The sequence below is a fragment of the Pseudomonas syringae group sp. J248-6 genome, assembly GCF_032586995.1.
GTDB classification, from domain to species: Bacteria; Pseudomonadota; Gammaproteobacteria; order Pseudomonadales; family Pseudomonadaceae; genus Aquipseudomonas; species Aquipseudomonas amygdali.
This window is the reverse complement of the sequence record NZ_JAWHOP010000007.1, coordinates 74,105-97,778: the sequence shown is the minus strand read 5'-3', so window position 1 is coordinate 97,778 and position 23,674 is coordinate 74,105. Positions and strand designations below refer to the sequence as shown.

General features: G+C 58.3%; 20 protein-coding genes. 12 read left to right on the top strand and 8 right to left on the bottom strand.

Annotation, left to right across the window (positions count from 1 at the left end; translation table 11 throughout):
• Positions 1 to 43: 43 nt before the first annotated feature.
• Positions 44 to 1,498: an ATP-dependent RNA helicase RhlB gene (rhlB, locus tag RYC17_RS11855; RefSeq protein WP_316903160.1), complete on the top strand. Its 1,455-nt coding sequence runs from the start codon at positions 44 to 46 to the stop codon at positions 1,496 to 1,498.
• Positions 1,499 to 1,577: 79 nt separating this feature from the next.
• On the opposite strand, the gene RYC17_RS11850 is transcribed toward rhlB, so the two are convergent.
• From RYC17_RS11850 to RYC17_RS11815, 8 genes are all read right to left on the bottom strand, one after another.
• Positions 1,578 to 2,237 carry a DUF799 domain-containing protein gene (locus RYC17_RS11850; RefSeq protein WP_005746009.1) on the bottom strand — a complete coding sequence of 220 codons (660 nt, stop codon included), beginning with the start codon at positions 2,235 to 2,237 and terminating at the stop codon, positions 1,578 to 1,580.
• Entirely contained in the window at positions 2,234 to 2,605 is a 372-nt protein-coding gene (locus RYC17_RS11845; protein ID WP_005778092.1) for a DUF4810 domain-containing protein, read from the bottom strand. Before RYC17_RS11845 ends, RYC17_RS11850 begins: the two co-directional genes overlap by 4 nt.
• Positions 2,606 to 2,632: 27 nt before the next feature.
• Positions 2,633 to 3,283: a CsgG/HfaB family protein gene (locus tag RYC17_RS11840; protein WP_044423792.1), complete on the bottom strand. Its 651-nt coding sequence runs from the start codon at positions 3,281 to 3,283 to the stop codon at positions 2,633 to 2,635.
• Positions 3,284 to 3,543: 260 nt separating this feature from the next.
• Positions 3,544 to 3,990, bottom strand: a complete 447-nt coding sequence (gene moaE / locus RYC17_RS11835; protein ID WP_044323196.1) for a molybdopterin synthase catalytic subunit MoaE — start codon at positions 3,988 to 3,990, stop codon at positions 3,544 to 3,546.
• Positions 3,991 to 3,992: 2 nt separating this feature from the next.
• Entirely contained in the window at positions 3,993 to 4,238 is a 246-nt protein-coding gene (gene moaD, locus RYC17_RS11830; protein ID WP_004658311.1) for a molybdopterin converting factor subunit 1, read from the bottom strand.
• The gene (gene moaC, locus RYC17_RS11825) at positions 4,235 to 4,720 is read right to left on the bottom strand and encodes a cyclic pyranopterin monophosphate synthase MoaC (protein WP_044320541.1); all 486 of its coding nucleotides are present in this window, start codon (positions 4,718 to 4,720) and stop codon (positions 4,235 to 4,237) included. The genes moaD and moaC overlap by 4 nt, the downstream gene beginning before the upstream one ends.
• Before the next feature lie 115 nt (positions 4,721 to 4,835).
• Positions 4,836 to 6,230 (bottom strand): PhoH family protein, encoded by a 1,395-nt coding sequence (locus tag RYC17_RS11820; protein WP_002552259.1) that lies wholly within the window; start codon positions 6,228 to 6,230, stop codon positions 4,836 to 4,838.
• Between the two features lie 294 nt (positions 6,231 to 6,524).
• Positions 6,525 to 7,703 (bottom strand): polysaccharide deacetylase family protein, encoded by a 1,179-nt coding sequence (locus tag RYC17_RS11815; RefSeq protein ID WP_316890579.1) that lies wholly within the window; start codon positions 7,701 to 7,703, stop codon positions 6,525 to 6,527.
• 202 nt (positions 7,704 to 7,905) lie between these two features.
• On the opposite strand from RYC17_RS11815, the gene yaaA reads away from it, so the two are divergent.
• The 11 genes from yaaA to RYC17_RS11760 all read left to right on the top strand — a co-directional run bounded on the left by yaaA (position 7,906) and on the right by RYC17_RS11760 (position 23,674).
• Positions 7,906 to 8,685, top strand: coding sequence for a peroxide stress protein YaaA (yaaA, locus tag RYC17_RS11810; RefSeq protein WP_058400621.1), 780 nt, complete (start codon positions 7,906 to 7,908; stop codon positions 8,683 to 8,685).
• 812 nt (positions 8,686 to 9,497) lie between these two features.
• Positions 9,498 to 10,814: a nucleotide sugar dehydrogenase gene (locus RYC17_RS11805; protein ID WP_002552256.1), complete on the top strand. Its 1,317-nt coding sequence runs from the start codon at positions 9,498 to 9,500 to the stop codon at positions 10,812 to 10,814.
• A gap of 100 nt (positions 10,815 to 10,914) precedes the next feature.
• On the top strand, positions 10,915 to 12,396 hold the full coding sequence (gene alg8 / locus RYC17_RS11800; RefSeq protein WP_002552255.1) for a mannuronan synthase: 1,482 nt from the start codon (positions 10,915 to 10,917) through the stop codon (positions 12,394 to 12,396).
• A gap of 40 nt (positions 12,397 to 12,436) precedes the next feature.
• Complete coding sequence (locus RYC17_RS11795) at positions 12,437 to 13,609, top strand: alginate biosynthesis protein Alg44 (protein WP_002552254.1); 1,173 nt, start codon at positions 12,437 to 12,439, stop codon at positions 13,607 to 13,609.
• A 2-nt stretch (positions 13,610 to 13,611) separates the two neighbouring features.
• Positions 13,612 to 15,024, top strand: coding sequence for an alginate biosynthesis TPR repeat lipoprotein AlgK (algK, locus tag RYC17_RS11790; RefSeq protein WP_230017611.1), 1,413 nt, complete (start codon positions 13,612 to 13,614; stop codon positions 15,022 to 15,024).
• Positions 15,021 to 16,505 carry an alginate export family protein gene (locus RYC17_RS11785; protein ID WP_058409304.1) on the top strand — a complete coding sequence of 495 codons (1,485 nt, stop codon included), beginning with the start codon at positions 15,021 to 15,023 and terminating at the stop codon, positions 16,503 to 16,505. Before algK ends, RYC17_RS11785 begins: the two co-directional genes overlap by 4 nt.
• A 26-nt stretch (positions 16,506 to 16,531) precedes the next feature.
• Positions 16,532 to 18,142: a mannuronan 5-epimerase AlgG gene (algG, locus tag RYC17_RS11780; protein WP_058409305.1), complete on the top strand. Its 1,611-nt coding sequence runs from the start codon at positions 16,532 to 16,534 to the stop codon at positions 18,140 to 18,142.
• A 14-nt stretch (positions 18,143 to 18,156) separates the two neighbouring features.
• Entirely contained in the window at positions 18,157 to 19,596 is a 1,440-nt protein-coding gene (locus RYC17_RS11775) for an alginate O-acetyltransferase AlgX-related protein (RefSeq protein WP_316903157.1), read from the top strand.
• Positions 19,597 to 19,604: 8 nt separating this feature from the next.
• Positions 19,605 to 20,741, top strand: coding sequence for a mannuronate-specific alginate lyase (locus RYC17_RS11770; RefSeq protein WP_005752927.1), 1,137 nt, complete (start codon positions 19,605 to 19,607; stop codon positions 20,739 to 20,741).
• Between the two features lie 190 nt (positions 20,742 to 20,931).
• Positions 20,932 to 22,488, top strand: a complete 1,557-nt coding sequence (locus tag RYC17_RS11765; RefSeq protein ID WP_058400616.1) for an MBOAT family O-acyltransferase — start codon at positions 20,932 to 20,934, stop codon at positions 22,486 to 22,488.
• Between the two features lie 10 nt (positions 22,489 to 22,498).
• Entirely contained in the window at positions 22,499 to 23,674 is a 1,176-nt protein-coding gene (locus RYC17_RS11760) for an alginate O-acetyltransferase (protein WP_031595142.1), read from the top strand.

Here is a 23,674-nt window from a genome sequence, read left to right as displayed (position 1 = left end):
TGCTTTACACTGCTCGGCGTACATTCCTTAACCAATTGATGAGATGACCGTGCTCAAAGCACTTAAAAAGATGTTCGGTAAAAGTGAGGCTGAGCAGCGCGCGCCTGGTCCGACAGCCTTTATTCCCGCCTCCCCCGCTGCCGCAGGCGACACACCGGATCATGCCCAGACTCAGCTTTCGGACACCGTCAACGAGCCCTCCAAAGCCAGAGCACCGCGCACCGACAAGCCAAGGGCCGAGCGCCCGCGTCGTGAGCGCATGGTAAAACCGCCTGCGCCAGCATGGAAACTCGAAGATTTCGTCGTCGAACCGCAGGAAGGCAAGACCCGCTTCCACGATTTCAACCTTGCGCCTGAACTGATGCACGCGATTCAGGACCTTGGTTTCCCGTACTGCACACCGATTCAGGCGGGCGTACTGGGCTTCACGCTCAAAGGCAAGGACGCGATCGGTCGCGCCCAGACCGGTACCGGCAAGACCGCTGCGTTCCTGATCTCGATCATCGAGCAACTGACCCAGACGCCACCGCCAGCCGAACGCTACATGGGTGAGCCCCGAGCGCTGATCATTGCGCCCACTCGCGAACTGGTGGTGCAGATCGCCAAGGACGCTGCCGACCTGACCAAATACACCAACCTGAACGTCATGACGTTCGTCGGTGGCATGGATTTCGACAAGCAGCTCAAACAACTTGAAGCACGGCACTGCGATATTCTGGTGGCCACGCCTGGCCGCCTGCTGGACTTCAACCAGCGCGGCGAAGTGCATCTGGACATGGTCGAAGTGATGGTCCTGGACGAAGCCGACCGCATGCTCGACATGGGTTTCATCCCGCAGGTGCGTCAGATCATTCGCCAAACCCCACACAAGGGTGAACGCCAGACGCTGCTGTTCTCCGCGACTTTCACAGAAGACGTGATGAACCTCGCCAAACAGTGGACGACGGACCCTTCCATCGTCGAAATCGAATCGTTGAACGTCGCCAGTGACAACGTCGAGCAGCATATCTATGCCGTTGCCGGTGCCGACAAGTACAAGCTGCTCTACAACCTGGTCACCGACAACGGTTGGGAACGGGTGATGGTCTTTGCCAACCGCAAGGACGAGGTGCGACGCATCGAAGAGCGCTTGGTACGCGACGGTGTCAATGCCGCGCAACTGTCGGGCGATGTGCCGCAGCATAAGCGCATCAAGACCCTTGAAGGCTTCCGCGAAGGCAAGATCCGCGTACTGGTAGCCACCGATGTCGCCGGTCGCGGTATCCACATTGATGGCATCAGCCACGTGATCAACTTCACCCTGCCTGAGGTGCCGGACGACTACGTGCACCGCATCGGCCGTACCGGTCGCGCAGGTGCCGATGGCGTATCCATCAGCTTCGCCGGCGAAGACGACTCCTACCAGTTGCCCGCCATCGAAGAGAAGCTGGGTCGCAAGATCAGTTGTGAAACGCCGCCGACTCACCTGCTCAGAGCAGTAGTGCGGCAAACGACCTGATACATGTGGCCAACAAAAAAGCGCAGCCCTTACGGGGCTGCGCTTTTTTTGTGCCTGCCGGAAATCAGCAGCGTGAGGGTCAGTCAGTACCGTACTTCGGCGAACGTGGACCATAAAGCAGGCCCGCCGGCCGACCAGCAGTGAGCAGTCGGTTGCTGGCTATCCCGGCGATGGGATGACCGGCATCGGTCGAACTGTTGATGATCTGCTTGACCGCCGCTGTAATCAGCATACCCACCAGACCGCCACCGCTGTTGTTGCCGCCCTCTTCACTGGACGCCGACGCGGTACCCGTCCACAGCGCAGTACCGGTGCGCAGATCAACCAGCTTTGCCGTGACCGTCACGACGGTCTGGCTACTGATGACCACGTAACTGGTGCCGTATTGCTTGACCGTGATGTACATCGCAGCATCGGCGCCGAAGATCTCGCGTAGCTTGGCAGGCGATGTTGCCTGAATATCGTTGGCATTGGTCAGGCCGTTGTTGCGAAATGTCTCGTCAACCAGCGCCACAGGCAACACGTAGTAGCCCGACTCGGCCAGCGGGTAGGTCACCTGCGAGAAGGTGCTGTACGTCGCCTTGACGTCAGGCGATTCGTTGACCGGCGGCAGTACCAGAATCGAACGCGGTTTGCTTTCCTTGAAGGCCGAGTAGTCCACCGTCGGCGGGGTAACGCAACCCGACAGCAGGGCAACGGCAAACAGGCTTACAGCAACTTTCAGATGAGCGAGGTTCATTTGACGACTCCTGCGTGGGCGTTCTTGAGCAGGAAGTCCATATAAGTGGCCGACTCGGGAAACAGTGCCTTTTCCGTGCGCAACTCCTGAACCATCTGGTCATCCTTGCCAATGCTGCCGTATAGCATGCCCAACTGAGCATGGTAGCCCGGTGGCGGCGTTGCGTTGGTAGAGCGGATTTTCTGCAGGTCTTCTTCGAGCTTGGCGACCTGAGCTTCCTTGGACTCGCCTTTGAAATACTCGTACACCTCAGGCTGATAACTGCCCCACTGGTACAAGGTTTTCGGCTGTTGGACACAGCCCGTCAGGCACGCGCCGGCGACTAAAAGCATTGCGACATTGCGCAACGAAACATTAAAACGATTCATGAACACCACAAATTCCCTTTTGAAATATCAGTTGGCAGTCGGTTTCCAGGCACCGCTGTCGAGCGCACGCACCATGTTGTTGACGGCTTCGCGCATGGCCAGGTCCAGAACCTTGCCGTTGAGTGTCGAGTCATAACTGGCGGTGCCGCCAAAGCCGACGACTTCACGGTTGGAAAGCTCGAATTCGCCTGCGCCCTGAGTCGAGTACACCACTTCCGAAGTGCTGATATTGACGATGTTCAACGCGACTTTCGCGTAGGCAATCTGGGATTTGCCGCGGCCCAGCAGGCCGAACAGTTGCTGATCGCCGACTTCCTTGCGACCGAACTCCGTCACGTCACCGGTCACTACGTAGTCAGCACCTTTCAAGCGCTGAGCGGTAGATTTAATAGCGGCTTCCTGCTTGATCTCCTCCATGTTGTCGCGATCCAGCACATTGAACCGGTTGGTTTGCTGCATGTGGGTGATCAGGATGGTCTTGGCTTGACCGCCAAGACGATCGACGCCATCGGAAAAGATCCCGCGCATATAGCTGGAGCGGTTATCGAACTTGCCGACCGCAACCGGATAGCGCACACCGGCATAGGCAACTCCAGCACTTTCAACCTTTGTCACAGGCAGCGCCCGCGAGCTTTCCGTTGCACAACCAGCAACCAGCAATAAAGCCGCTGTCGTCATCCCTGAAACCAAAAACTGCTGAAGTTTCTTCACATTCTGCTCCGAGCGTTTACGAAAAACTGTCCGCAACGTGGCTCGCAAAACGCGATCACGTTCGGACAGTTATTGAATAGGATTGGGCAAAGCCAATAGGCCGCTTCTTCGCGGCCGCGCATGATAGCCCGAAGCCATCTTTCTGTACCGAGAAAGATGCAAATAGACGATATAAAAAGCGGAAGGTCAGACGTTCAGGCAAAAAAGATGGGCACAACGACCAACGACTACCAGCGCCGGGCTGCTGCCTGATCGCTATCGCGGCCTTCAACCCACTGCGGTCCCTCGGAAGTCTTTTCCTTCTTCCAGAACGGCGCGCGGGTCTTGAGGTAGTCCATGACGAAATCGCAGGCTTCGAACGCTGCCTGCCGGTGAGCGCTGGCAACGCCCACGAATACTATCGGCTCGCCGGGCTCCAGCGCTCCCACCCGATGCAGCACATCGACACGCAGCAACGGCCAGCGCTGTTCGGCCTCGGCAACGATTTTTGCCAGTGCCTTTTCGGTCATGCCCGGGTAGTGCTCCAGAAACATGCCGGACACTTCACGCCCTTCGTTGAAATCCCGCACATAGCCGACAAAACTGACCACCGCGCCGATGCCGAGGTTGGCAGCATGCAGCGCGTTGACTTCAGTGCCGGGGTCGAACGCCGCAGCCTGAACACGAATGGTCATGTTCAGCCTCCGGTCACGGGCGGAAAGAACGCGACTTCATCACCATCAGACAGCGGCTCGGTCGGCTTGCAAAGCTCCTGGTTGCGGGCACACATCAGGTTCTGCTCGGCAAGGACCTGCCAGGCCTCGCCACGCTGCAACAGCGTTTGGCGCAGTGCGTCCAGCGTGTCGAACGTGCCTTCGACAGACTCGCTGTCCAGGCCAAGGACTTCACGGTAACGGGCAAAATACTGAACCTGTACCTTCATGACGAGACCTGTGCCTGATCGGCAATGAAGTGACCGCTCTTGCCGCCGAGCTTTTCCAGCAGCCGAACCGACTCGATGACCATGCCGCGATCAACCGCCTTGCACATATCGTAAATAGTCAGCGCCGCAACGCTGGCGGCAGTCAGGGCTTCCATTTCCACACCGGTCTGCCCGGCCAGCTTGCAGCTCGCAGTAATACGCACCGCATCATCGCCGTCAGCGGCGAGGTGAACCTTGATGCTGGTGAGCATCAATGGATGGCAGAGCGGGATCAGATCACTGGTTTTCTTTGCCGCCTGAATACCGGCGATACGCGCGACAGCAAATACATCCCCCTTGGGATGACCGCCGCTGACAATCATTTGCAGCGTGGTGGGCAGCATGCGTACCACTGCTTCGGCCACCGCCTCACGGGACGTCACGGCTTTATCCGTGACATCGACCATATTGGCGCGACCCTGGGAATCGAGATGAGTGAGCACAACGTTACTCCTTGGCAGAAGCAAGAAGTGTAGAGGGAGTGGCAGTTACACGCTACAAGCCGTGAGCTGCAAGCAAGGAACCCACTCACACATGGGCTCCCCGCATGCATCTGATTTACAAATGACTCTCCGCGTATTCGGCCAGTATCGAGCGTGGCACGCCTTGCAGGGTGATGTGCACGCCGTTCGGGAAGTCCTTGAAGCGCTCCGTCAGGTAGGTCAGCCCGGAACTGGTGGCTGACAGGTAAGGGGTGTCGATCTGCGCCAGGTTGCCCAGGCAGACCACTTTGGAACCGGCACCGGCACGGGTGATGATGGTCTTCATCTGGTGCGGGGTCAGGTTCTGGCATTCATCGATCAGGATCAGGCTTTGCTGGAAGCTGCGACCTCGAATGTAGTTGAGGGATTTGAACTGCAACGGCACCTTGCTGAGGATGTAGTCGACACTGCCATGAGTGTTTTCATCATCCATGTGCAGGGCTTCAAGGTTGTCGGTGATCGCGCCGAGCCAAGGCTCCATCTTTTCCGCCTCGGTGCCGGGCAGGAAGCCAATCTCCTGATCCAGGCCCTGAACACTGCGGGTAGCGATGATGCGCCGGTAGCGCTTGGTGACCATGGTCTGCTCGATGGCAGCGGCCAACGCCAGAATGGTTTTACCCGAACCCGCGGCACCGGACAGGTTGACCAGGTGAATATCCGGGTCAAGCAGTGCGAACAACGCCAGCCCCTGATAGATATCACGCGGTTTCAGGCCCCAGGCTTCCTGATGCAGCAGTGGCTCCTGATGCATGTCCAGAATCAGCAGTTCGTCGTTCTTGACGCCCTTGATCCAGCCTACGAAGCCCTGTTCATCGACAATAAACTCGTTGATATGAACCGCAGGCAGCATTTCATTGAGCTGTACGCGGTGCCAGGTACGGCCACGCTCCTGACGGGTGTCGACCTTGTTGACGCGGTCCCAGAACGAACCGGTCATGTCGTGGTAGCCACGCGATAACAGCGAAACGTCGTCGACCAGCTGGTCGGTGCTGTAATCCTCGGCCGCAATGCCACAGGCGCGGGCCTTGAGGCGCATGTTGATGTCTTTGGTCACCAGCACAACGCTCAAGTCCTTGTTGCGCGCATGCAGGTCGATCAATTGGTTGATGATGATGTTGTCGTTGAGGTGTTCGGGGAGCAGGCTGTTGGGTTCCTCGCGTTTGCTCATCAAAATCGACAGAAAACCTTTGAAAACACCGGTCCCGCGGTCGATCGGCACGCCCTTTTCAACTTCTTCAGGGTTAGCCTCGCCGAGGGTCTTGTCGATCAGGCGGATGGCCTGGCGGCACTCGGCAGCAACCGAATGTTTACCGGCCTTGAGTTTGTCCAGTTCCTCCAGAACCGTCATGGGGATGGCGACGTGGTGTTCTTCGAAATTCAGCAGTGCGTTTGGGTCATGAATCAATACGTTGGTATCGAGCACGTAAAGGATTGGCTGGTTAGTGGAAGGGGTGCGTCCGTGGTCATCCATACTCGCTCACCTTTGTAGAAGCCGGGCGACGCAGAACCACGACAGTACTGCGCCACGAAAAGGCCGCCGGATTCTTCCCTTCAGGCAGGGGAGAAATGTCGCTCAAGGTGGGTCTTGGAAGACGCCACCTGTGTTGCAGGTTTCGGCGGTCTGTATTCGTAATACAGCAAAAGGGATGACAGAAAAAAGCTCTTTGACAGTTTTTTGAAGTTTATTTCACAGCCTGACGAATAGAGCTTGGCGGACGTACACAGCACGTTTAAAGTCGGAAGTCCACCCACGCCGAATCTGCCTTCATTCCCCCTCGGGCGCAGCCTCTTCACTGCTCTGCGGCCCTTGTTCTACGGGGCTTTCAGAGATATTCCGGCAATCGTCCCAGATCAACTCGCTTTGCGCGGTATTGGCCAGCAGCAACGGCAGTGCGGACTGCGCCTTGTTGGCCACGTCGTGGAAGACCACCGTGCCCTTGCGCCAGAGCAGCATGAGGGTCAGCACGCGGTCGCCCACCTGCTCTGCCGAAAGCCGCCCGGTGTTGTCATCGGCGTCGATGTTCCACAATGACACGCGTAAATGCTCGGCGCGGAAGAAGTCTCCGCTATCGGCCCGCCGATGGCCGTAAGGCGGGCGAAACAGCGGCACGAAATTATCCGGCAGCACACGCTGAACCAGTGCCGCACTGCGTTGCACTGAATCCTGCCAGTCCAGCCACTGGCTATGCGAACGATACTCCCACCCTTGAATGCCCACGCACTGCTGGCGATACAGCGCCTGCAAGCTTGTGGTCGATGTGCTGTCGAGGCGCTCCTGAAGGCTCTTGCCCAGCACAAAGAAGGTGGCGGTCATCTTCTGCTGGCGCATGAAGTCGGCCAGCCAGTCGGTTCCGCCATCGACCGGGCTCGGGCCGCTTTCGAAATTGAGCATGAAGGTGCGGTCCGGCATCTCGTCGCCACTCATCTCATCAGAGTTGTAGCGCTCGATCTCGCTGCTGGTCTGCGGGAACAAGGCAGCCATGAATAGCAGCTCGTTCAAATAACGCTGATGGAACACGGCGCCGGGTCTGGCCCAGTTGGCGTAGAACGAGTCGTTCGACACCTGAAACTCTTCAGCGCGCTGACGTAACTGGTCCATGTCCTCGACCAGCACGCAAAAGTTGGCATCCTGCTCGCAGCTCTTTTGGGCATTCTGATAGTTTTCCAGCAAGCGCAGCCACAGACGATGGCGGACCACGTTCAACGAAGGCACGTTGACGAAGCGCAGGCCGAGGCGCTGCTTGAGCCCTTCCTCGTCCAGCTTCTCGCTGAGGTACAGTTCGTGGGCAAAGGCAAGGATTTCCGCGCGCGACGCGACGTCGAACAACCCCGGCGTTTCAAGGCGCTCAGGCCACACACTGCGGTCTATGGTGGCAGTGACCGGCACTGCCGCCTGCGCCTGGAGCCAGAACAGACCTGCACACACTGCTAAAACAATACGCAAACCCGATGCCCTCTCGATCAACCGTTAACATCATGACCAACGCGCCACTATAGCTGATATGAGCCTGGCTTCTTATGTCGGTGCGCATACAAAGCCGCACGACATGCTGGCGTGACAAACACGCCGAATTCTATCGTTACCATAGCTGGAGTCATGAGCCATCAGCCCCTAGAATCCCCGGACGATCAAAGGAGACGACTTCATGCTGATGGTGATTTCCCCGGCAAAAACCCTCGATTTCGAGACCCCGCCCACTACCGGACGCTTCACTCAGCCGCAGTATCTGGATCATTCTCAGGAGCTGATCACCCAACTGCGTGAACTGACGCCGGCGCAGATCAGCGAACTTATGCACCTGTCCGACAAGCTTGCCGGGCTGAACGCGGCACGCTTCGGCAGCTGGAACCCGGCCTTTACACTCGACAATGCCAAGCAGGCGCTGCTGGCCTTCAAAGGCGATGTGTATACCGGCCTGCAGGCCGAAACACTGAGCGACGCGCAGCTCGACTACGCCCAGGATCACCTGCGCATGCTGTCCGGCCTCTATGGGCTGTTGCGCCCGCTGGACCTGATGCAGCCGTATCGCCTGGAAATGGGCACGCGACTGGCCAACGCTCGTGGCAAGGATCTCTACGCGTTCTGGGGCACGCAGATCAGCGAATGGTTGAATGAAGCGCTGGCAGCTCAGGGCGACGACCTGCTGCTCAATCTTGCATCTACCGAGTACTTCTCTGCGGTCAAACGTTCAGCGCTCAACGCCCGGATCATTGACACCGAGTTCAAGGACTTCAAGAACGGGCAGTACAAGATCATCAGCTTCTATGCCAAGAAAGCGCGCGGCATGATGAGCCGTTTCGTCATTGAGGAACGTATCAACAGCCCCGAGGCGTTACAGGCGTTCGATGTTCAGGGCTATCGTTATAACCGTGAGCAGTCGACGCCCGACAAGTTGGTGTTTTTGCGCAACGTCACAGAAGACTAGATACTGTAACCGTCGTGTAACGCATGGTTGTTACACGACCTGTCCTACGATCCAACAGCAAATGCCAACATCGTGACGCCAGATAAACGTCAACTTTTCGACGGCACACTCCCGCCTGATTTTTTCATGAAAAAAAATCCATTTTTTTACGTAGTGGCTTTTTAGCTTTTTACCGTAATAGCACTTCAATATCTACCCCTCTGTAATCCCCGCAAACTAAGGCTTTTAAGAAAAAAGCCATCATCGCGATACTGCCCCCGTCACAAACTGGATACACCAAAATCCGCAAATCAGGACGAGCGGCCCGGAACTAAATGGGAATTCCTACGCTCCTACATCCCGTAACAATTCTGGGCTGACGTGTAAGAGATCACTTACAGGTCGACCGGAAAAACGGGAAGTTACCGACAGGGAAGCCAGGTTCACACAACACTGGCGTCAGGTATCAGAACTAAACTCACATCACTAGTTGATGTTGTAGACAGGCGAAGCGCCAAACAGGTGTGATGCGCAGGATTCGACAAGGTCTGCCAAGGCTCTAGCCACAGGTTTTCCGAACGAGGTCCGCCGTCAATCGTCAAACAGGAGTGGTTTACTGCATCCAAGGAGAGCAGGGCCCTGCCCACCGGACAGGTCACTTGCCGCTTGTACTTAGTGTCATTTGAGTTCGCCTCACCTATTTGGGCACTCACTCATTAAATATGCCTGCGTTAGTTCTACGGCGTTGTTAGCCGTAACGGATAGCGCGTGACATCTGCTGGCCAAAATTAATATCCAGCCAATTTATGGCGTGAAAAATCGAGGAGAATACGATGCGTATCAGCATATTTGGTTTGGGTTATGTCGGTGCAGTCTGTGCCGGTTGCCTGTCTGCCCGCGGTCACGATGTAGTTGGTGTGGATATTTCCAGCACCAAGATCGATCTGATCAACAACGGCAAATCACCTATCGTTGAACCGGGTCTGGAAGAACTGCTGCAGAAAGGTATCAGTACCGGAAAACTGCGCGGCACTACCGACTTCGCCGAAGCCATTCGCGCCACTGACCTGTCGATGATCTGTGTCGGTACGCCGAGCAAGAAGAACGGCGATCTGGAACTCGATTACATCGAGTCGGTATGCCGCGAAATCGGCTATGTCCTGCGTGACAAAGCCACCCGCCACACCATCGTTGTTCGCAGTACTGTGTTGCCAGGCACGGTTGCCAACGTGGTCATCCCGATTCTGGAAGACTGCTCCGGCAAAAAAGCCGGTGTTGATTTCGGTGTCGCCGTAAACCCTGAGTTCCTGCGTGAAAGTACCGCAATCAAGGACTACGATCTGCCGCCAATGACCGTGATCGGCGAGTTCGATAAAGCCTCGGGCGACGTACTGCAATCGCTGTACGAAGAACTCGACGCACCGATCATCCGCAAGGACATCGCCGTTGCCGAAATGATCAAGTACACCTGCAACGTGTGGCACGCCACCAAGGTTACTTTCGCCAACGAAATCGGCAACATTGCCAAGGCCGTCGGCGTCGATGGTCGTGAAGTGATGGACGTGGTCTGCCAGGACAAGGCGCTGAACCTGTCCCAGTACTACATGCGCCCAGGCTTCGCATTCGGCGGCTCCTGCCTGCCAAAAGACGTTCGCGCCCTGACCTACCGCGCCAGCAGCCTGGATGTCGAAGCGCCGTTGCTCAACTCGTTGATGCGCAGCAACACCTCGCAAGTGCAGAACGCTTTCGACATGGTTGCCAGCTACGACACCCGCAAGGTTGCACTGCTGGGTCTGAGCTTCAAGGCCGGTACTGACGACCTGCGCGAAAGCCCGCTGGTAGAACTGGCCGAAATGCTGATCGGCAAGGGCTTCGACCTGAGCATCTTCGACAGCAACGTCGAATATGCACGCGTTCACGGTGCCAACAAGGACTACATCGAATCCAAGATTCCGCACGTATCGTCGCTGCTGAATTCGGACTTCGATCAGGTCATCAACGACTCTGACGTGATCATCCTTGGCAACCGCGATGAGCGTTTCCGCGCCCTCGCCAACAAGACTCCCGAAGGCAAGCGCGTCATCGATCTGGTGGGTTTCATGACCAACGCCACCAGCGAAGACGGTCGCGCCGAAGGTATCTGCTGGTAAATCAGCCGCAAGCCACAAGCGCCAGGCTCCAGGCCACAGGCTCAAGCAATGTGCTTGCAGCCTGGGGCTTGAGGCTCGCAACTGACTTAGGGATACGATTATGCAGAGGCTCAAGCACGGCCTGTTACAGGCCGCAGGTTGGCTGTTCTATTTAAGTTTACTCATGGGCCTTGCCGCGGCATTGCCTACCAGTATCTTCGACTCACAGTCGAAGAACTTTATATTCCTGATTGGTGCCGTTGGTATCTGGCGCTACTCGATGGGGATCACGCACTTCGTGCGCGGGATGATTTTCCTGTACATCGTCTACCCGCACTTGCGCCGCAAGGTTCGCAAGCTGGGCAGTGCAGCAGACCCGTCCCATGTGTTTCTGATGGTCACCAGCTTCCGCATCGACGCGCTGACCACCGCACAGGTCTACAACTCGGTTATCCGCGAAGCCATCGACTGTGGCCTGCCGACGACTATCGTCTGCTCGCTGGTGGAAATGTCCGATGAGCTGCTGGTCAAGAGCATGTGGGCGAAGTTCAACCCGCCGGAGCGGGTCAAGCTGGACTTCGTACGCATTCCGGGCACCGGCAAGCGCGATGGTCTGGCCTATGGCTTCCGCGCCATCTCGCGTCACTTGCCTGACAGCCGTGCCGTGGTTGCAGTGATCGACGGCGACACCGTGCTCAACGAAGGTGTAGTCGCCAAGACCGTGCCGTGGTTCCAGCTGTTCGACAACGTCGGCGGCCTGACCACCAACGAGTTCTGTGAAGTACGTGGCGGCTACATCATGAGCGAGTGGCACAAGCTGCGTTTCGCTCAGCGTCACATCAACATGTGCTCGATGGCCCTGTCCAAACGCGTATTGACCATGACCGGTCGCATGTCGGTGTTCCGCGCAACCGTGGTAACCGACCCCGAGTTCATTGCCGACGTGGAAAGCGACTCGCTCAATCACTGGCGTCTGGGTACCTTCCGCTTCCTGACCGGCGACGACAAGTCCAGCTGGTTCAGCCTGATGCGCCTGGGGTACGACACGTTCTACGTGCCGGACGCAGCGATCAACACCGTGGAACACCCGCCCGAGAAGAGCTTCCTGAAGGCCAGCCGCAAGCTGATGTATCGCTGGTACGGCAATAACCTGCGTCAGAACTCGCGTGCGTTGGGTCTGGGCGTACGTCGCCTGGGGATTTTCACCAGCATCGTGCTGTTCGACCAGCGTGTGTCGATGTGGACCTCCATCCTCGGTCTGACCGTCGCCCTGATCGCCAGCTTCAAGTATGGCGGCGCGTTCCTGTTGATGTATCTGCTGTGGATCGGCATGACCCGTCTGATCCTCACCCTGCTGCTGTCCCTCTCGGGACATAGAATCGGGCCTGCCTACCCGATCATTCTCTATTACAACCAGATCGTCGGCGCGCTGATGAAGATCTATGTCTTCTTCCGCCTGGACCGCCAGTCCTGGACTCGCCAGGACACCAAACTAAGCCGCGACATGGCCAGCTTTCAGGGCTGGTTCAACACGTGGTCGTCCCGAACCATGACTTTCTCGGCTGGCACCATCTTCGTCGCTGTGCTGTTGACGATGGTTTGACCGGGCCAACGGATTAATCGCTTAAGTAGGAAAATTAGCCATGAATACAGCCGTGAATGCGAACGTCGTACATGAATCCGAAGCCCAGCGCCAACACGCGCGGATCAAGATCCCTGCCAAGCTGCGCCTGCTGAATGACCAGCCCAACGCGCCGCTGGTACGTATCGAAGACCTGTCGGCCGGTGGCCTGAGCTTCGTTGCTCCGTCCGGGCAGAAATTCAGCGAAGGGCAGATCGTCAAGGGACGCCTGCAATTCATCATCGACAACCTTGGCCTGGCCATGGACGTCGATCTGCAGGTGCGCTCGATCGACAACGCCAGCAACCGCATCGGTTGCCAGTTCCAGAATCTGGAACCTCAGGACATCGCTACCCTGCGCCACCTGATCACCTCGCACCTGTCCGGCGAAGTCGTCACCCTGGGCGAAGTGCTGGCCACGCTGCAGCGCGACAACTTCACCAAGGCACGCAAGGTCAAGGGCAAGGACAGCGGCATGAGCGCCATGGGTCGCCTGCGCGCCGTGACTTTCAGCCTGGGCGTGTTCATTGTCGGTCTGGCCGCTTTCGGCTTCATCTTCAAGACGATCTACGGCCTGTACTTCGTCAGCCATGCATCGGCCGGTCTGGTCACCATTCCAAGCATGGATGTGACCATGCCGCGTGAAGGTACCGTACAAAGCCTGGTCGCTCAGAATGGCGAAGCCGCCAAAGGCGCGCCACTGGCAACCTTCAACACCAGCATGCTGGAAATGCTCAAAGGCAGCCTGACCGGTGAAGACCTGCAGCCCGCCAAGATCGAAGAGCTGTATGGCAAGCAGATGAGCGGCACCATGACCAGCCCGTGCGATTGCGTCGTAGCTCGCCAACTGGTTGCCGACGGTCAGTTCGCGTCCAAGGGTCAGGTGATCTTCCAACTGGTGCCACGCAACGCGCCGGCCACGGTTGAAGCTCGCTTCACCTATCGCCAGTTCAACGACGTCAAGCCAGGCACACGTGTCAGCTTCCAGATCGCTGGCGAAGACAAACTGCGCACCGGTCAGATCGTCAGCAGCACCAACCTGAGCGACGCCGACCTGTCCACCGACATCCGTGTGCAGATCAAGCCTGACGAAAGCCTGAGCAGCTCGCTTGCCGGTCGCCCTGTCGAAGTGGTCAGCGATCGTGGCCCGTCCGTGAACTGGCTGATCGATAAAGCAATGGCTGCGGGTCTGTAACCATGAACAGCCCACTACGACGCCTGTCGACCCCCACGCTACTGAGCCTCGCCGTCGCGCTCGGCCTGAGCGGCTGTGCCGGCCTGCCTGATCAACGCCTTGCCAATGAAGCCCTGAAAAACGGCGACACTGCATTGGCGGAGCAGAACTATCGGCAGCTGGCGGACCTGGGCTACAGCGACGCGCAAGTCGGCCTTGCTGATATTCAGGTCGCTACCCGCGACCCGGCTCAGCTCAAGCAGGCCGAGGCTACCTACCGCGCTGCCGCGCAGACCTCTCCTCGGGCGCAGTCGCGCCTGGGCCGTCTGCTGGCTGCCAAGCCCGACGCTACCGAAGCCGAACATCGCGAAGCCGAAGGCCTGCTGAAAAAGGCCTTCGCCAATGGCGAATCCGGCACCCTGATCCCGCTGGCGATGCTGTATCTGCAATACCCGCACACCTTCCCTGAAGTGAATGCGCAGCAGAAGATCAGTGAGTGGCGCGCTGCCGGTTATCCGGAGGCAGGTCTGGCTCAGGTGCTGCTGTACCGCACGCAAGGCACTTATGCTCAACACCTCGATGAGGTCGAGAGCATCTGCAAACAGGCACTGTCAGCCACGGATATCTGCTACGTCGAACTGGCTACTGTCTACCAGACACGCGGCCAGGCCGAGCAACGCACGGCCTTGATCGAAAAGCTCAAGAGCGACTACGCCGCTGGCCGCGTCAATGCTCAACGAGTGGACAGCGTCGCGCGCGTACTGGGTGACTCCACCATCGGTACGCCCGACGAAAAAACCGCTCAGCAATTGCTGGAAAGCGTTGCGCCGGGCTACCCGGTCTCGTGGGTCACGCTGGCCAAACTGCTTTACGACTTCCCCGAACTGGGCGACGTCAACAAGATGATGGAATACCTGAACAACGGCCGCGCGGCGGATCAGCCTCGCGCCGAGCTGCTGCTTGGACGCCTGTACTACGAAGGCAAATGGGTCACGCCCGATGCCTTCAAGGCCGAGGAGCACCTGAAGAAAGCCACAGCAACGGAAATTTCCGCCCATTACTACCTGGGTCAGATCTACCGCCGTGGCTACCTCGGTCAGGTGTACTCGCAAAAAGCCGTGGACGAGTTGCTGACCGCCGCCCGTGGTGGCCAGAACAGCGCCGACTTCGCACTCGCGCAACTGTTCTCGCAGGGCAAGGGCACGATGCCCGACCCGGTCAACGCCTGGGTGTTCGCGCAACTGGCGCTGGCCAGTCAGACCCCGCAAGCGACCGAGCTTGCCGAGGCCCTCAATACACAACTGCCGCCTGAAAAGCTCGCCACCGCCAAAGACCTGTTGGCACGCGAGCAAAAAGTCCGGGGCGCTAACGCTACTCAGAACGCGATGGCATTGCAGGCCCTGCAAGAAGAAAAAGACGGTGAGGAAGCATTATGAAGTTGAATCCCCTGATGGCCGCCGGCATGGGCCTTGGCTTCACCCTGTTGTGGGCCTGCCCGACACTGGCAGCGCTGACCGAACAACCGCAAAATTTCGGTATCGAAATCAAAGCCACGGCGCAGGCCGAGGATGATCGCGATCTGGGCACCCGTTCGGGCGGCGACGTCAACGGTGTGGGCCTGGACCTGCGCCCTTGGGTCTATGGCGAGCGCGGCGACTGGAGCGGTTACGCGATGGGCCAGGTGGTCACCGCCACCGACATCATTCAGACCGACCCGCTGGAGCAGAGCAACAGCGACGGCAGCGGCACCCAGACTTCGCGTGGCACGGCCAGCGAGCGCGAAACCGACAAGACCTACGCCGCACTGCGTGAGTTCTGGATCGGCTACAGCGGTTTCACGCCCTACCCTGGCGAGATCCTGAAAGTCGGTCGTCAGCGTCTGCGTAACGACGACGGTCAATGGCACGACACCAATATCGAGGCCATCAACTGGTCGTTCGATACCACGCTGCTGCGCGCTGAACTGGGTGCTGCCCAGCGTTTCAGCGAATACCGCACCGACCTGACCGAACTGGCACCTGACGACGAAGATCGCAAGCACCTGTTCGGCTCGGTGAGCTACCAGTGGACACCAGGCCATTGGGCCGGTATCCGTGCTCACCACAGTGCCGACGACGGCAAGCTCAAGTCGCAGGGCCAGGTGCTGGATGATCTGGACAAGACCTCCAATGGCGATCTGACCTGGGTCGGCCTGCAGGCTGACAGCGATGCCTACAACTATCGCAGCAACACCAATCAGCTCAACTACTGGGGCAGCCTGACCTGGCTGAACGGAACGCGCGACGAGATCGGCGTGACCTCCGCTCCCAACGACCAGTTCATCGCCGGCGAAAAGAATAGCCGTGACATGAATGGCTGGGCCACCGACCTGGGCCTGCGCCTGCGTCTGGACCCGCAATGGCAAGTCGGTGCCGCCTACTCGCGCGCCAGCAAGGACTACGTCCAGAACGGTCTGGAAAGTAACCGCTCCAACTGGACCGGTACGCGTTCGCGCATCCATCGTTTCGGTGAAGCCTTCCAGGGCGAAATGGCCAACGTGGAAACCGGCTCGCTGTTCGCCTCCTGGCAGATGAACGAGGAATACGACGCGTCGCTGATCTACCACAAGTTCCGTCGCGTGGACGGCAACACCGGTATCGGTGGCTCGGGCATCAACGCGGTGAACGACAACCAGAACGGTACGTTCAGCTCGCTGCCGCTGGAAGACGGCAGCAAGGACCTGGGTCAGGAAATGGACCTGGTCGTGACCAAGTACTTCAAGCAAGGCCTGCTGCCGGCTTCGCTGAGCCAGTCGTTCGATGAACCTTCGGCACTGGTGCGCCTGCGCGCAGGTGTCTTCAAGCCAGGCGACGCGTATCAGAACAACGTGGACAGCTACATGCACCGCGCTGTTGTCGACGTCATCTGGCGCTTCTGATGCGAACCGCCAAAGGAGTGCCAGAGATGAACAGTCATACAAGCAACGGGCGTAGCCGACACTGGCCGCACACCCTGCTCGAAAGCGCACTGCTGACCAGCGCCCTGCTGCTGGCCAGCGGTGTGGCGCTGGCCAACGCGCCTGTCGTACCCGACACACAGAAGGCGGTGGTCAAGGAGTTGCACCAGGCCAAGACCTACACCATCACCAGCCCGCCGACCGAGCCGTTGGAAATGGCCAAGCCGGTGTTGCCCGACCTCAAGGGCTACACCGCCGAAGCCGCCCTGAAAAAGATCGTGCGCAACAAACCGGGCAAGGTCACTGTTTCGCGGATGATGGAAGAAACCGGCCTGAAGGAATTCATCGGCGGCGATAACAAGATGGCCGAATGGGTCAACCGTCAGCGCGGCATCCCGCAGGCCATCATGATTTCCGACGGCTACGTGAACCTGCAGGACCTGGCCAAAAAGGTGCCCAAGCAGTTCCTCAATGAAGTGTCGCCGGGTGTCTACGTGGCGCGCCTGCCGATCCTGGTCAAGGAGACCGGGATCTTCGAGATCGACAGCAAGACCAAGGAATTGCGTCTGTCTCAGGAAAAAGGTTCGTTCATCGTCAGCGAAGGCAAGATGCTGATCACCCACACTCAGGTCAATGCCTGGAGTGAAACCCGCAACAGCCTGGCGACCTATCGCAAGCCTGACGAGTTTCGTCCGTTCCTGTTGACCTGGGGTGGCTCGGAAACCTGGATCGCCAACACCAAAATGGCGAGCATGGGTTACGACCAGAGCAAGTCCTACGGCATCAGTATTTCCCAGTACACGCCCAACACCGCGAAGATTCTCAAGCGTGCCGAACCGACGGGCTGGATCATCGATTCAGAGTTCTCGGACATGTGGTACGGCTTCTACTGCTATGAAACCCGCGACTTCGTGGTCAAAGGCAACACCTACCGCGACAACATCATTTACGGCATTGACCCGCACGACCGTTCGCACGGTCTGATCATCGCCGAAAACGACGTTTACGGGACCAAGAAGAAGCACGGGATCATCATTTCCCGGGAAGTCGACAACAGCTTCATCTTCCGCAACAAGAGCCACAACAACAAATTGTCCGGCGTGGTTCTGGACCGTAACAGCGTCGGCAACATCGTCGCCTACAACGAGATTTACCAGAACCACACTGACGGCATCACCCTGTACGAAAGCGGCAACAACCTGCTGTGGGGCAATCGCGTGATCGCCAACCGCCGCCACGGTATCCGCGTGCGTAACAGCGTGAACATCAAGCTGTACGAGAACGTCGCCATGGGCAACGGCCTGATGGGCGTTTATGGCCACATCAAGGACTTGAGCGACACCGACCGCGACATTGAGCTCGATCCGTTCGACGCTCAGGTCTCGCTGATCATGGTTGGCGGCGAACTGTCCAGCAATGGTTCCGGCCCGCTGTCCATCGACTCGCCACTGAGTGTCGAGCTGTATCGCGTCTCGATGCTGATGCCTACCAAAGAAGTCGGCATCAGCCTCAACGGCGTCCTCGGTGAGCGCCAGGACGAAATCCTCGACCTGCTGGTACGCCAGAAGAAAGCCGTATTGATCGACCCCGTCGAAAGCCAGACCGAGCTGCGGGAATGAGGAAGGGTATTGTTATGCACGCACATCTGATCAAGCTGTTGAGCCTGTCCAGCCTCACCGCCGCCTTGATGGCCGCCGCTGGTGTCGCTCGGGCAGACGACTCGCAAGCGCCGACGTTCAAGGCCGAGCCTTGCTGCTCGCTGTGCCCGGCCGCGCATGATGCGAAAAACTACACCACGCGCTATCAGCAGAACTTCACCACACTGGTCCAGGCGCAGGGCGACTGGCTGTTCCGGACTCAGGAAGACCTGCGCACCGAGTTCGACACCACGCCTGCCGGCTACCGCCGCATGAAAGAACTGCACGATGCGTTCAAGAGCAAGGGTGTCGAACTGGTCGTGGTCTATCAACCGACCCGTGGTCTGGTAGATCGCAACAAGCTTTTTCCGGCTGAACGCGACAAGTTCGACTATGACAAGGCGCTGAAAAACTATCAGACCATGCTCGGCCGCTTCAGCAAGATGGGTTACTGGGTCCCGGACCTGTCGCCATTGACCAACGAGCAGCAGGCGCATGACTTCTACTTCCGCGGTGACCAGCACTGGACGCCTTACGGCGCACAACGCACGGCAAAAATCGTCGCCGAAACCGTCAAGAAGGTTCCGGGTTACAGCGACATCCCCAAGCGTGAGTTCGAAAGCCATATTTCCGGACGCATGGGCAAAACGGGCACTTTGCACAATATGGCGGGTCAATTGTGCGGCACCAGCTATGCGATCCAGTACATGGATCAGTTCACCACCGAACCCAAGGGTGAGGCGGGCGACGGTGACCTGTTCGGCGATTCCGGCAACCCGGAGATCACGCTGGTCGGCACCAGTCACAGCGGCAAGAACTACAACTTCGCTGGCTTCCTGCAGGAATACATGGGTGCCGACGTGTTGAACGTAGCGTTCCCTGGTGGTGGTCTGGAAGGTTCGATGCTGCAGTACCTGGGCAGTGAAGACTTCCAGAAGCGTCCGCCGAAAATTCTCATCTGGGAATTCTCGCCGCTGTATCGCCTGGATCAGGAAACCATCTATCGCCAGATGATGGCGCTGCTGGACAACGGCTGCGAAGGCAAGCCTGCGGTAATGAGCGCCAGCACCACCCTCAAGCCGGGCACCAACGAAGTGTTGGTCAATGGCAAGAATGGCATCAAGGATATCCGCAACGGCAGCAATCAGATCGATATCAAGTTTGACGATACTTCGGTGAAAGTCCTTCAAGCCAGGCTCTGGTACATGAACGGGCGTCACGAAGATCTGAAAATCGAAAAACCGGAAACGTCCGATACTGACGGACGCTTCGCGTTCGAACTGCGCGAAGACGAGGACTGGGCTAACCAGCAATTGCTGGCGCTGGAGATCCAGGGACCGGAAGCAGGCACGGCACCACAGAAAGTCGAAGCCAAAGTATGCAAACGCAACGTGTTCCCGAGCGCTGCGACACACACCGCTCAAGCCGGACTATGAGGTGACTTATGCAGACTCCTAAACTGATACGCCCTACCCTGCTGTCGATGGCAATTCTGTCATCGATGGCCTGGGCTACGGGTGCGTCCGCCGCACTGGTTCCACCCAAGGGCTATGACGCCCCGATCGAAAAAATGAAGACTGGCGATCACAACTTCAGCTGTGAAGCCATTCCAAAGCCGTACACCGACAAGCTGGTTTTCCGCAGCAAGTACGAAGGTTCGGACAAGGCACGTGCGACCCTCAACGCCGTGTCGGAAGAAGCATTTCGCGATGCGACCAAGGACATCACTGACCTTGAGCGCGGCGTCAGCAAAGTCGTGATGCAGTACATGCGTGACGGTCGTCCGGAACAGCTCGATTGCGCGCTGAACATGATGACCACCTGGGCCAAGGCCGATGCGCTGGAGTCGCGCGAGTTCAACCACACCGGCAAGTCCATGCGCAAATGGGCACTGGGCAGCATGTCCTCCGCCTACCTGCGTCTGAAGTTCTCCGAGTCGCACCCGCTGGCCAATCGTCAGCAGGACGCGAAGATCATCGAAGCATGGTTCAGCAAGCTGGCCGACCAGGTGGTCAGCGACTGGAGCAACCTGCCGCTGGAAAAAATCAACAACCACTCGTACTGGGCCGCCTGGTCAGTGATGGCAACCGCCGTCGCCACCAACCGCCAGGACCTGTTCGACTGGGCTGTGAAGGAATACAAGGTCGCCGCCAATCAGGTGGACAAGGACGGTTTCCTGCCTAACGAGATGAAGCGTCGTCAACGCGCGCTGTCGTATCACAACTACGCCCTGCCGCCGCTCGCGATGATCGCCAGTTTCGCCCAGGCCAACGGTGTCGATCTGCGTCCGGAAAACAATGGTGCCTTGAAGCGTCTGGGTGACCGTGTGCTGGCCGGCGTCAAAGACCCTTCGATTTTCGCTGAACACAACGGCGAGAAACAGGACATGACGGACTTGAAGAAAGATCCGAAATTCGCCTGGCTCGAACCGTACTGCTCGCTCTACACCTGCAGCCCGGATGTGCTGGAAGAGAAACACGAAAAGCAGCCGTTCAAGACTTTCCGCCTCGGCGGTGACCTGACCAAGGTCTACGACCCGACGCACGAGAAAGGCGACAAGGGCGACAACGACGGCTCGTGATTCACAGAGTTCTTTGTAGGAGCGAGCTTGCTCGCGAAGAGGCACGCCCAGGCGCTGAATCCGTGAGACCGGACCTCGCCTGAGCTGCTTCACCGACAAGCCGTAACGCGACGTGTTTTACCCCCCAATTTCAACGGGGGGTTTGGGGGGGCTTTGAGCCCTTGAATGTTGGACAAACGGAGAGATAAGGATGGTTTTCTCATCCAACGTGTTCCTGTTCCTGTTCATGCCGATCTTCCTCGGCTTGTACTACTTGAGCGGGCAACGCTATCGCAATCTGCTGTTGCTGATTGCCAGCTATATCTTCTACGCCTGGTGGCGTGTGGACTTTCTGGCGTTGTTCATCGGCGTGACCGTCTGGAACTACTGGATCGGTCTCAAGGTAGGCGCAGCAGGTGTGCGGACCAAACCGGCACAGCGCTGGCTGCTGCTCGGCGTAATCGTGGACCTGTGTATTCTGGGCTACTTCAAATACGCCAACTTCGGTGTGGACAGCATCAACGCAGCCATGACCTCGATGGGTCTGGAACCGTTCATCCTGACCCACGTGCTGTTGCCGATCGGTATCTCGTTCTATGTCTTCGAGTCCATCAGCTACATCATCGACGTTTACCGCGGTGACACCCCGGCCACGCGCAACCTGATCGACTTCGCTGCATTCGTCGCGATCTTCCCGCACCTGATCGCCGGCCCCGTGCTGCGTTTCCGCGATCTGGCCGACCAGTTCAACAACCGTACACACACGCTGGACAAGTTCTCTGAGGGTGCCACGCGCTTCATGCAGGGCTTCATCAAGAAAGTGTTCATCGCCGACACCCTGGCGGTGGTCGCCGACCACTGCTTCGCCTTGCAAAACCCGACCACCGGCGACGCCTGGCTGGGTGCGCTGGCCTACACCGCGCAGCTGTACTTCGACTTCTCCGGTTATAGCGACATGGCCATCGGTCTGGGTCTGATGATGGGTTTCCGCTTCATGGAAAACTTCAAACAGCCCTACATCAGCCAGTCGATCACCGAGTTCTGGCGTCGCTGGCACATCAGCCTGTCCACCTGGCTGCGTGACTACCTGTACATCACGCTGGGCGGCAACCGTGGCGGCAAGGTTGCGACCTACCGCAACCTGTTCCTGACCATGCTGCTCGGCGGTCTGTGGCACGGTGCCAACGTCACCTACATCATCTGGGGTGCCTGGCACGGCATGTGGCTGGCGATCGAAAAAGCGGTCGGTATCAACACCAAACCCTACAGTTTCAACCCGATCCGCTGGGCACTGACCTTCCTGCTGGTGGTCATAGGCTGGGTCATCTTCCGCGCTGAAAACCTGCATGTCGCCGGTCGTATGTACAGCGCCATGTTCAGCTTCGGCGAGTGGCAGCTGTCGGAACTCAACCGCGCCAGCCTGACCGGTCTGCAAGTGGCAACACTGGTGGTGGCGTATCTGACGCTGGCGTTCTTCGGTCTGCGCGACTTCTACCAGAACCGCGAAAAAGACACCGGCAAGAGCGCCAAGGCTGACGGTCCTGCGACCGCCCAACCGGGCACCATCAAGGCCGTTCCCGGCGATGCTCCCGGCAGTCTGCACCTGCCAGGCTACACCGTGGGCAGCGAAGCCCAGGTGCAGCCCGCGTACTGGGTTGCCGACTGGCCACGTTACGCCATGCGTGCACTGATCCTGCTGCTGTTCGTGGCTTCGATTCTCAAACTCTCGGCGCAAAGCTTCTCGCCGTTCCTTTACTTCCAGTTCTGAGGAGCCTGACATGACCCGTTCATTACGAATCCTCTATATCGCCATCTTCCTGGCCATTCTGCTGGTCCTGGGCGTCTGGTCGCTGCGCAGCTTCAGCACCTTCTCGACGTCGGCCGAGACCACTGTGCTCAACGGCAAATGGACCAAGGCGGCGGAAACTCATTACGACGATGAGTTCCCGATCAAGCGCCTGGGCACCAACCTCTGGGCGGCGCTGGATTTCAAACTGTTCAACGAAGGTCGTCCGGGCGTAGTGCTCGGCAAGGACCAGTGGTTGTACACCGACGAAGAGTTCGACGCGGTTGCCAACGGCGAGCAGAACGAAGCCGACAACCTGGCGATCATTCAGGGTGTGCGTGACGCGCTGGAAAAACAGGGCACCAAACTGGTCCTGGCGATTGTTCCGGCAAAAACCCGTCTGTACCCGGAGCACATCGGTGACAGCAAGCCTGCCAGCCTGCACACCGACCTGTATCAGCAGTTCCACGCTCAGGTCGCCAAGGCCGGGATCTTTGCCCCGGACCTGTTGGCACCGCTGCAAGCTGCCAAGCAACAGGGCCAGGTTTTCCTACGCACCGACACCCACTGGACGCCAATGGGTGCCGAAGTCGCCGCGCAGCAACTGAGCGCCGCGATTGCCCAGAAAACACCACTGGAAGGTGAACCTGAGCAGTTCGTCACACAAGCCAAGGGAACCGAAGCCTACAAAGGTGACCTGACTACATTCCTGCCGCTCGATCCGCTGTTCAGCAACATGCTGCCCAAGCCGGACGAGTTGCAGAAACGCAGTACCGATCCGGTAGCAGGCGAAGCGGCAGGCGGTGACGCACTGTTCGCAGACAGCGACATCCCGGTGGGTCTGGTGGGCACCAGCTACAGCGCCAACCCTAACTGGAACTTCGTCGGTGCCTTGAAAGAAGCGCTGCGCAGCGATGTCGTCAACTACGCCGAAGACGGCCATGGCCCAATTCTGCCGATGCTCAAGTACCTGCAGACCGATGCTTTCAAGAACACCCCGCCGCAAGTGGTGATCTGGGAATTCCCGGAGCGCTACCTGCCGGCACACAACGATCTTGGCGAGTTCGATCCGAAGTGGATCGCCGAGCTGAAGAAATCGCGTGACACCCAAGAAAACGTGGCGCTCAACGCCAAACAATCCGAGTCGCCCAACCGGGCGCAAAACTGA

What these genes read in the sequence shown, in the direction of transcription:
- rhlB (WP_316903160.1), top strand. Translation starts at nt 44, where the DNA reads ATGACCGTGCTCAAAGCACTTAAAAAGATGTTCGGTAAAAGTGAGGCT.
- RYC17_RS11850 (WP_005746009.1), bottom strand. Translation starts at nt 2,237, where the DNA reads ATGAACCTCGCTCATCTGAAAGTTGCTGTAAGCCTGTTTGCCGTTGCC.
- RYC17_RS11845 (WP_005778092.1), bottom strand. Translation starts at nt 2,605, where the DNA reads ATGAATCGTTTTAATGTTTCGTTGCGCAATGTCGCAATGCTTTTAGTC.
- RYC17_RS11840 (WP_044423792.1), bottom strand. Translation starts at nt 3,283, where the DNA reads ATGACGACAGCGGCTTTATTGCTGGTTGCTGGTTGTGCAACGGAAAGC.
- moaE (WP_044323196.1), bottom strand. Translation starts at nt 3,990, where the DNA reads ATGACCATTCGTGTTCAGGCTGCGGCGTTCGACCCCGGCACTGAAGTC.
- moaD (WP_004658311.1), bottom strand. Translation starts at nt 4,238, where the DNA reads ATGAAGGTACAGGTTCAGTATTTTGCCCGTTACCGTGAAGTCCTTGGC.
- RYC17_RS11820 (WP_002552259.1), bottom strand. Translation starts at nt 6,230, where the DNA reads ATGGATGACCACGGACGCACCCCTTCCACTAACCAGCCAATCCTTTAC.
- yaaA (WP_058400621.1), top strand. Translation starts at nt 7,906, where the DNA reads ATGCTGATGGTGATTTCCCCGGCAAAAACCCTCGATTTCGAGACCCCG.
- RYC17_RS11805 (WP_002552256.1), top strand. Translation starts at nt 9,498, where the DNA reads ATGCGTATCAGCATATTTGGTTTGGGTTATGTCGGTGCAGTCTGTGCC.
- alg8 (WP_002552255.1), top strand. Translation starts at nt 10,915, where the DNA reads ATGCAGAGGCTCAAGCACGGCCTGTTACAGGCCGCAGGTTGGCTGTTC.
- RYC17_RS11795 (WP_002552254.1), top strand. Translation starts at nt 12,437, where the DNA reads ATGAATACAGCCGTGAATGCGAACGTCGTACATGAATCCGAAGCCCAG.
- algK (WP_230017611.1), top strand. Translation starts at nt 13,612, where the DNA reads ATGAACAGCCCACTACGACGCCTGTCGACCCCCACGCTACTGAGCCTC.
- RYC17_RS11785 (WP_058409304.1), top strand. Translation starts at nt 15,021, where the DNA reads ATGAAGTTGAATCCCCTGATGGCCGCCGGCATGGGCCTTGGCTTCACC.
- algG (WP_058409305.1), top strand. Translation starts at nt 16,532, where the DNA reads ATGAACAGTCATACAAGCAACGGGCGTAGCCGACACTGGCCGCACACC.
- RYC17_RS11775 (WP_316903157.1), top strand. Translation starts at nt 18,157, where the DNA reads ATGCACGCACATCTGATCAAGCTGTTGAGCCTGTCCAGCCTCACCGCC.
- RYC17_RS11770 (WP_005752927.1), top strand. Translation starts at nt 19,605, where the DNA reads ATGCAGACTCCTAAACTGATACGCCCTACCCTGCTGTCGATGGCAATT.
- RYC17_RS11765 (WP_058400616.1), top strand. Translation starts at nt 20,932, where the DNA reads ATGGTTTTCTCATCCAACGTGTTCCTGTTCCTGTTCATGCCGATCTTC.
- RYC17_RS11760 (WP_031595142.1), top strand. Translation starts at nt 22,499, where the DNA reads ATGACCCGTTCATTACGAATCCTCTATATCGCCATCTTCCTGGCCATT.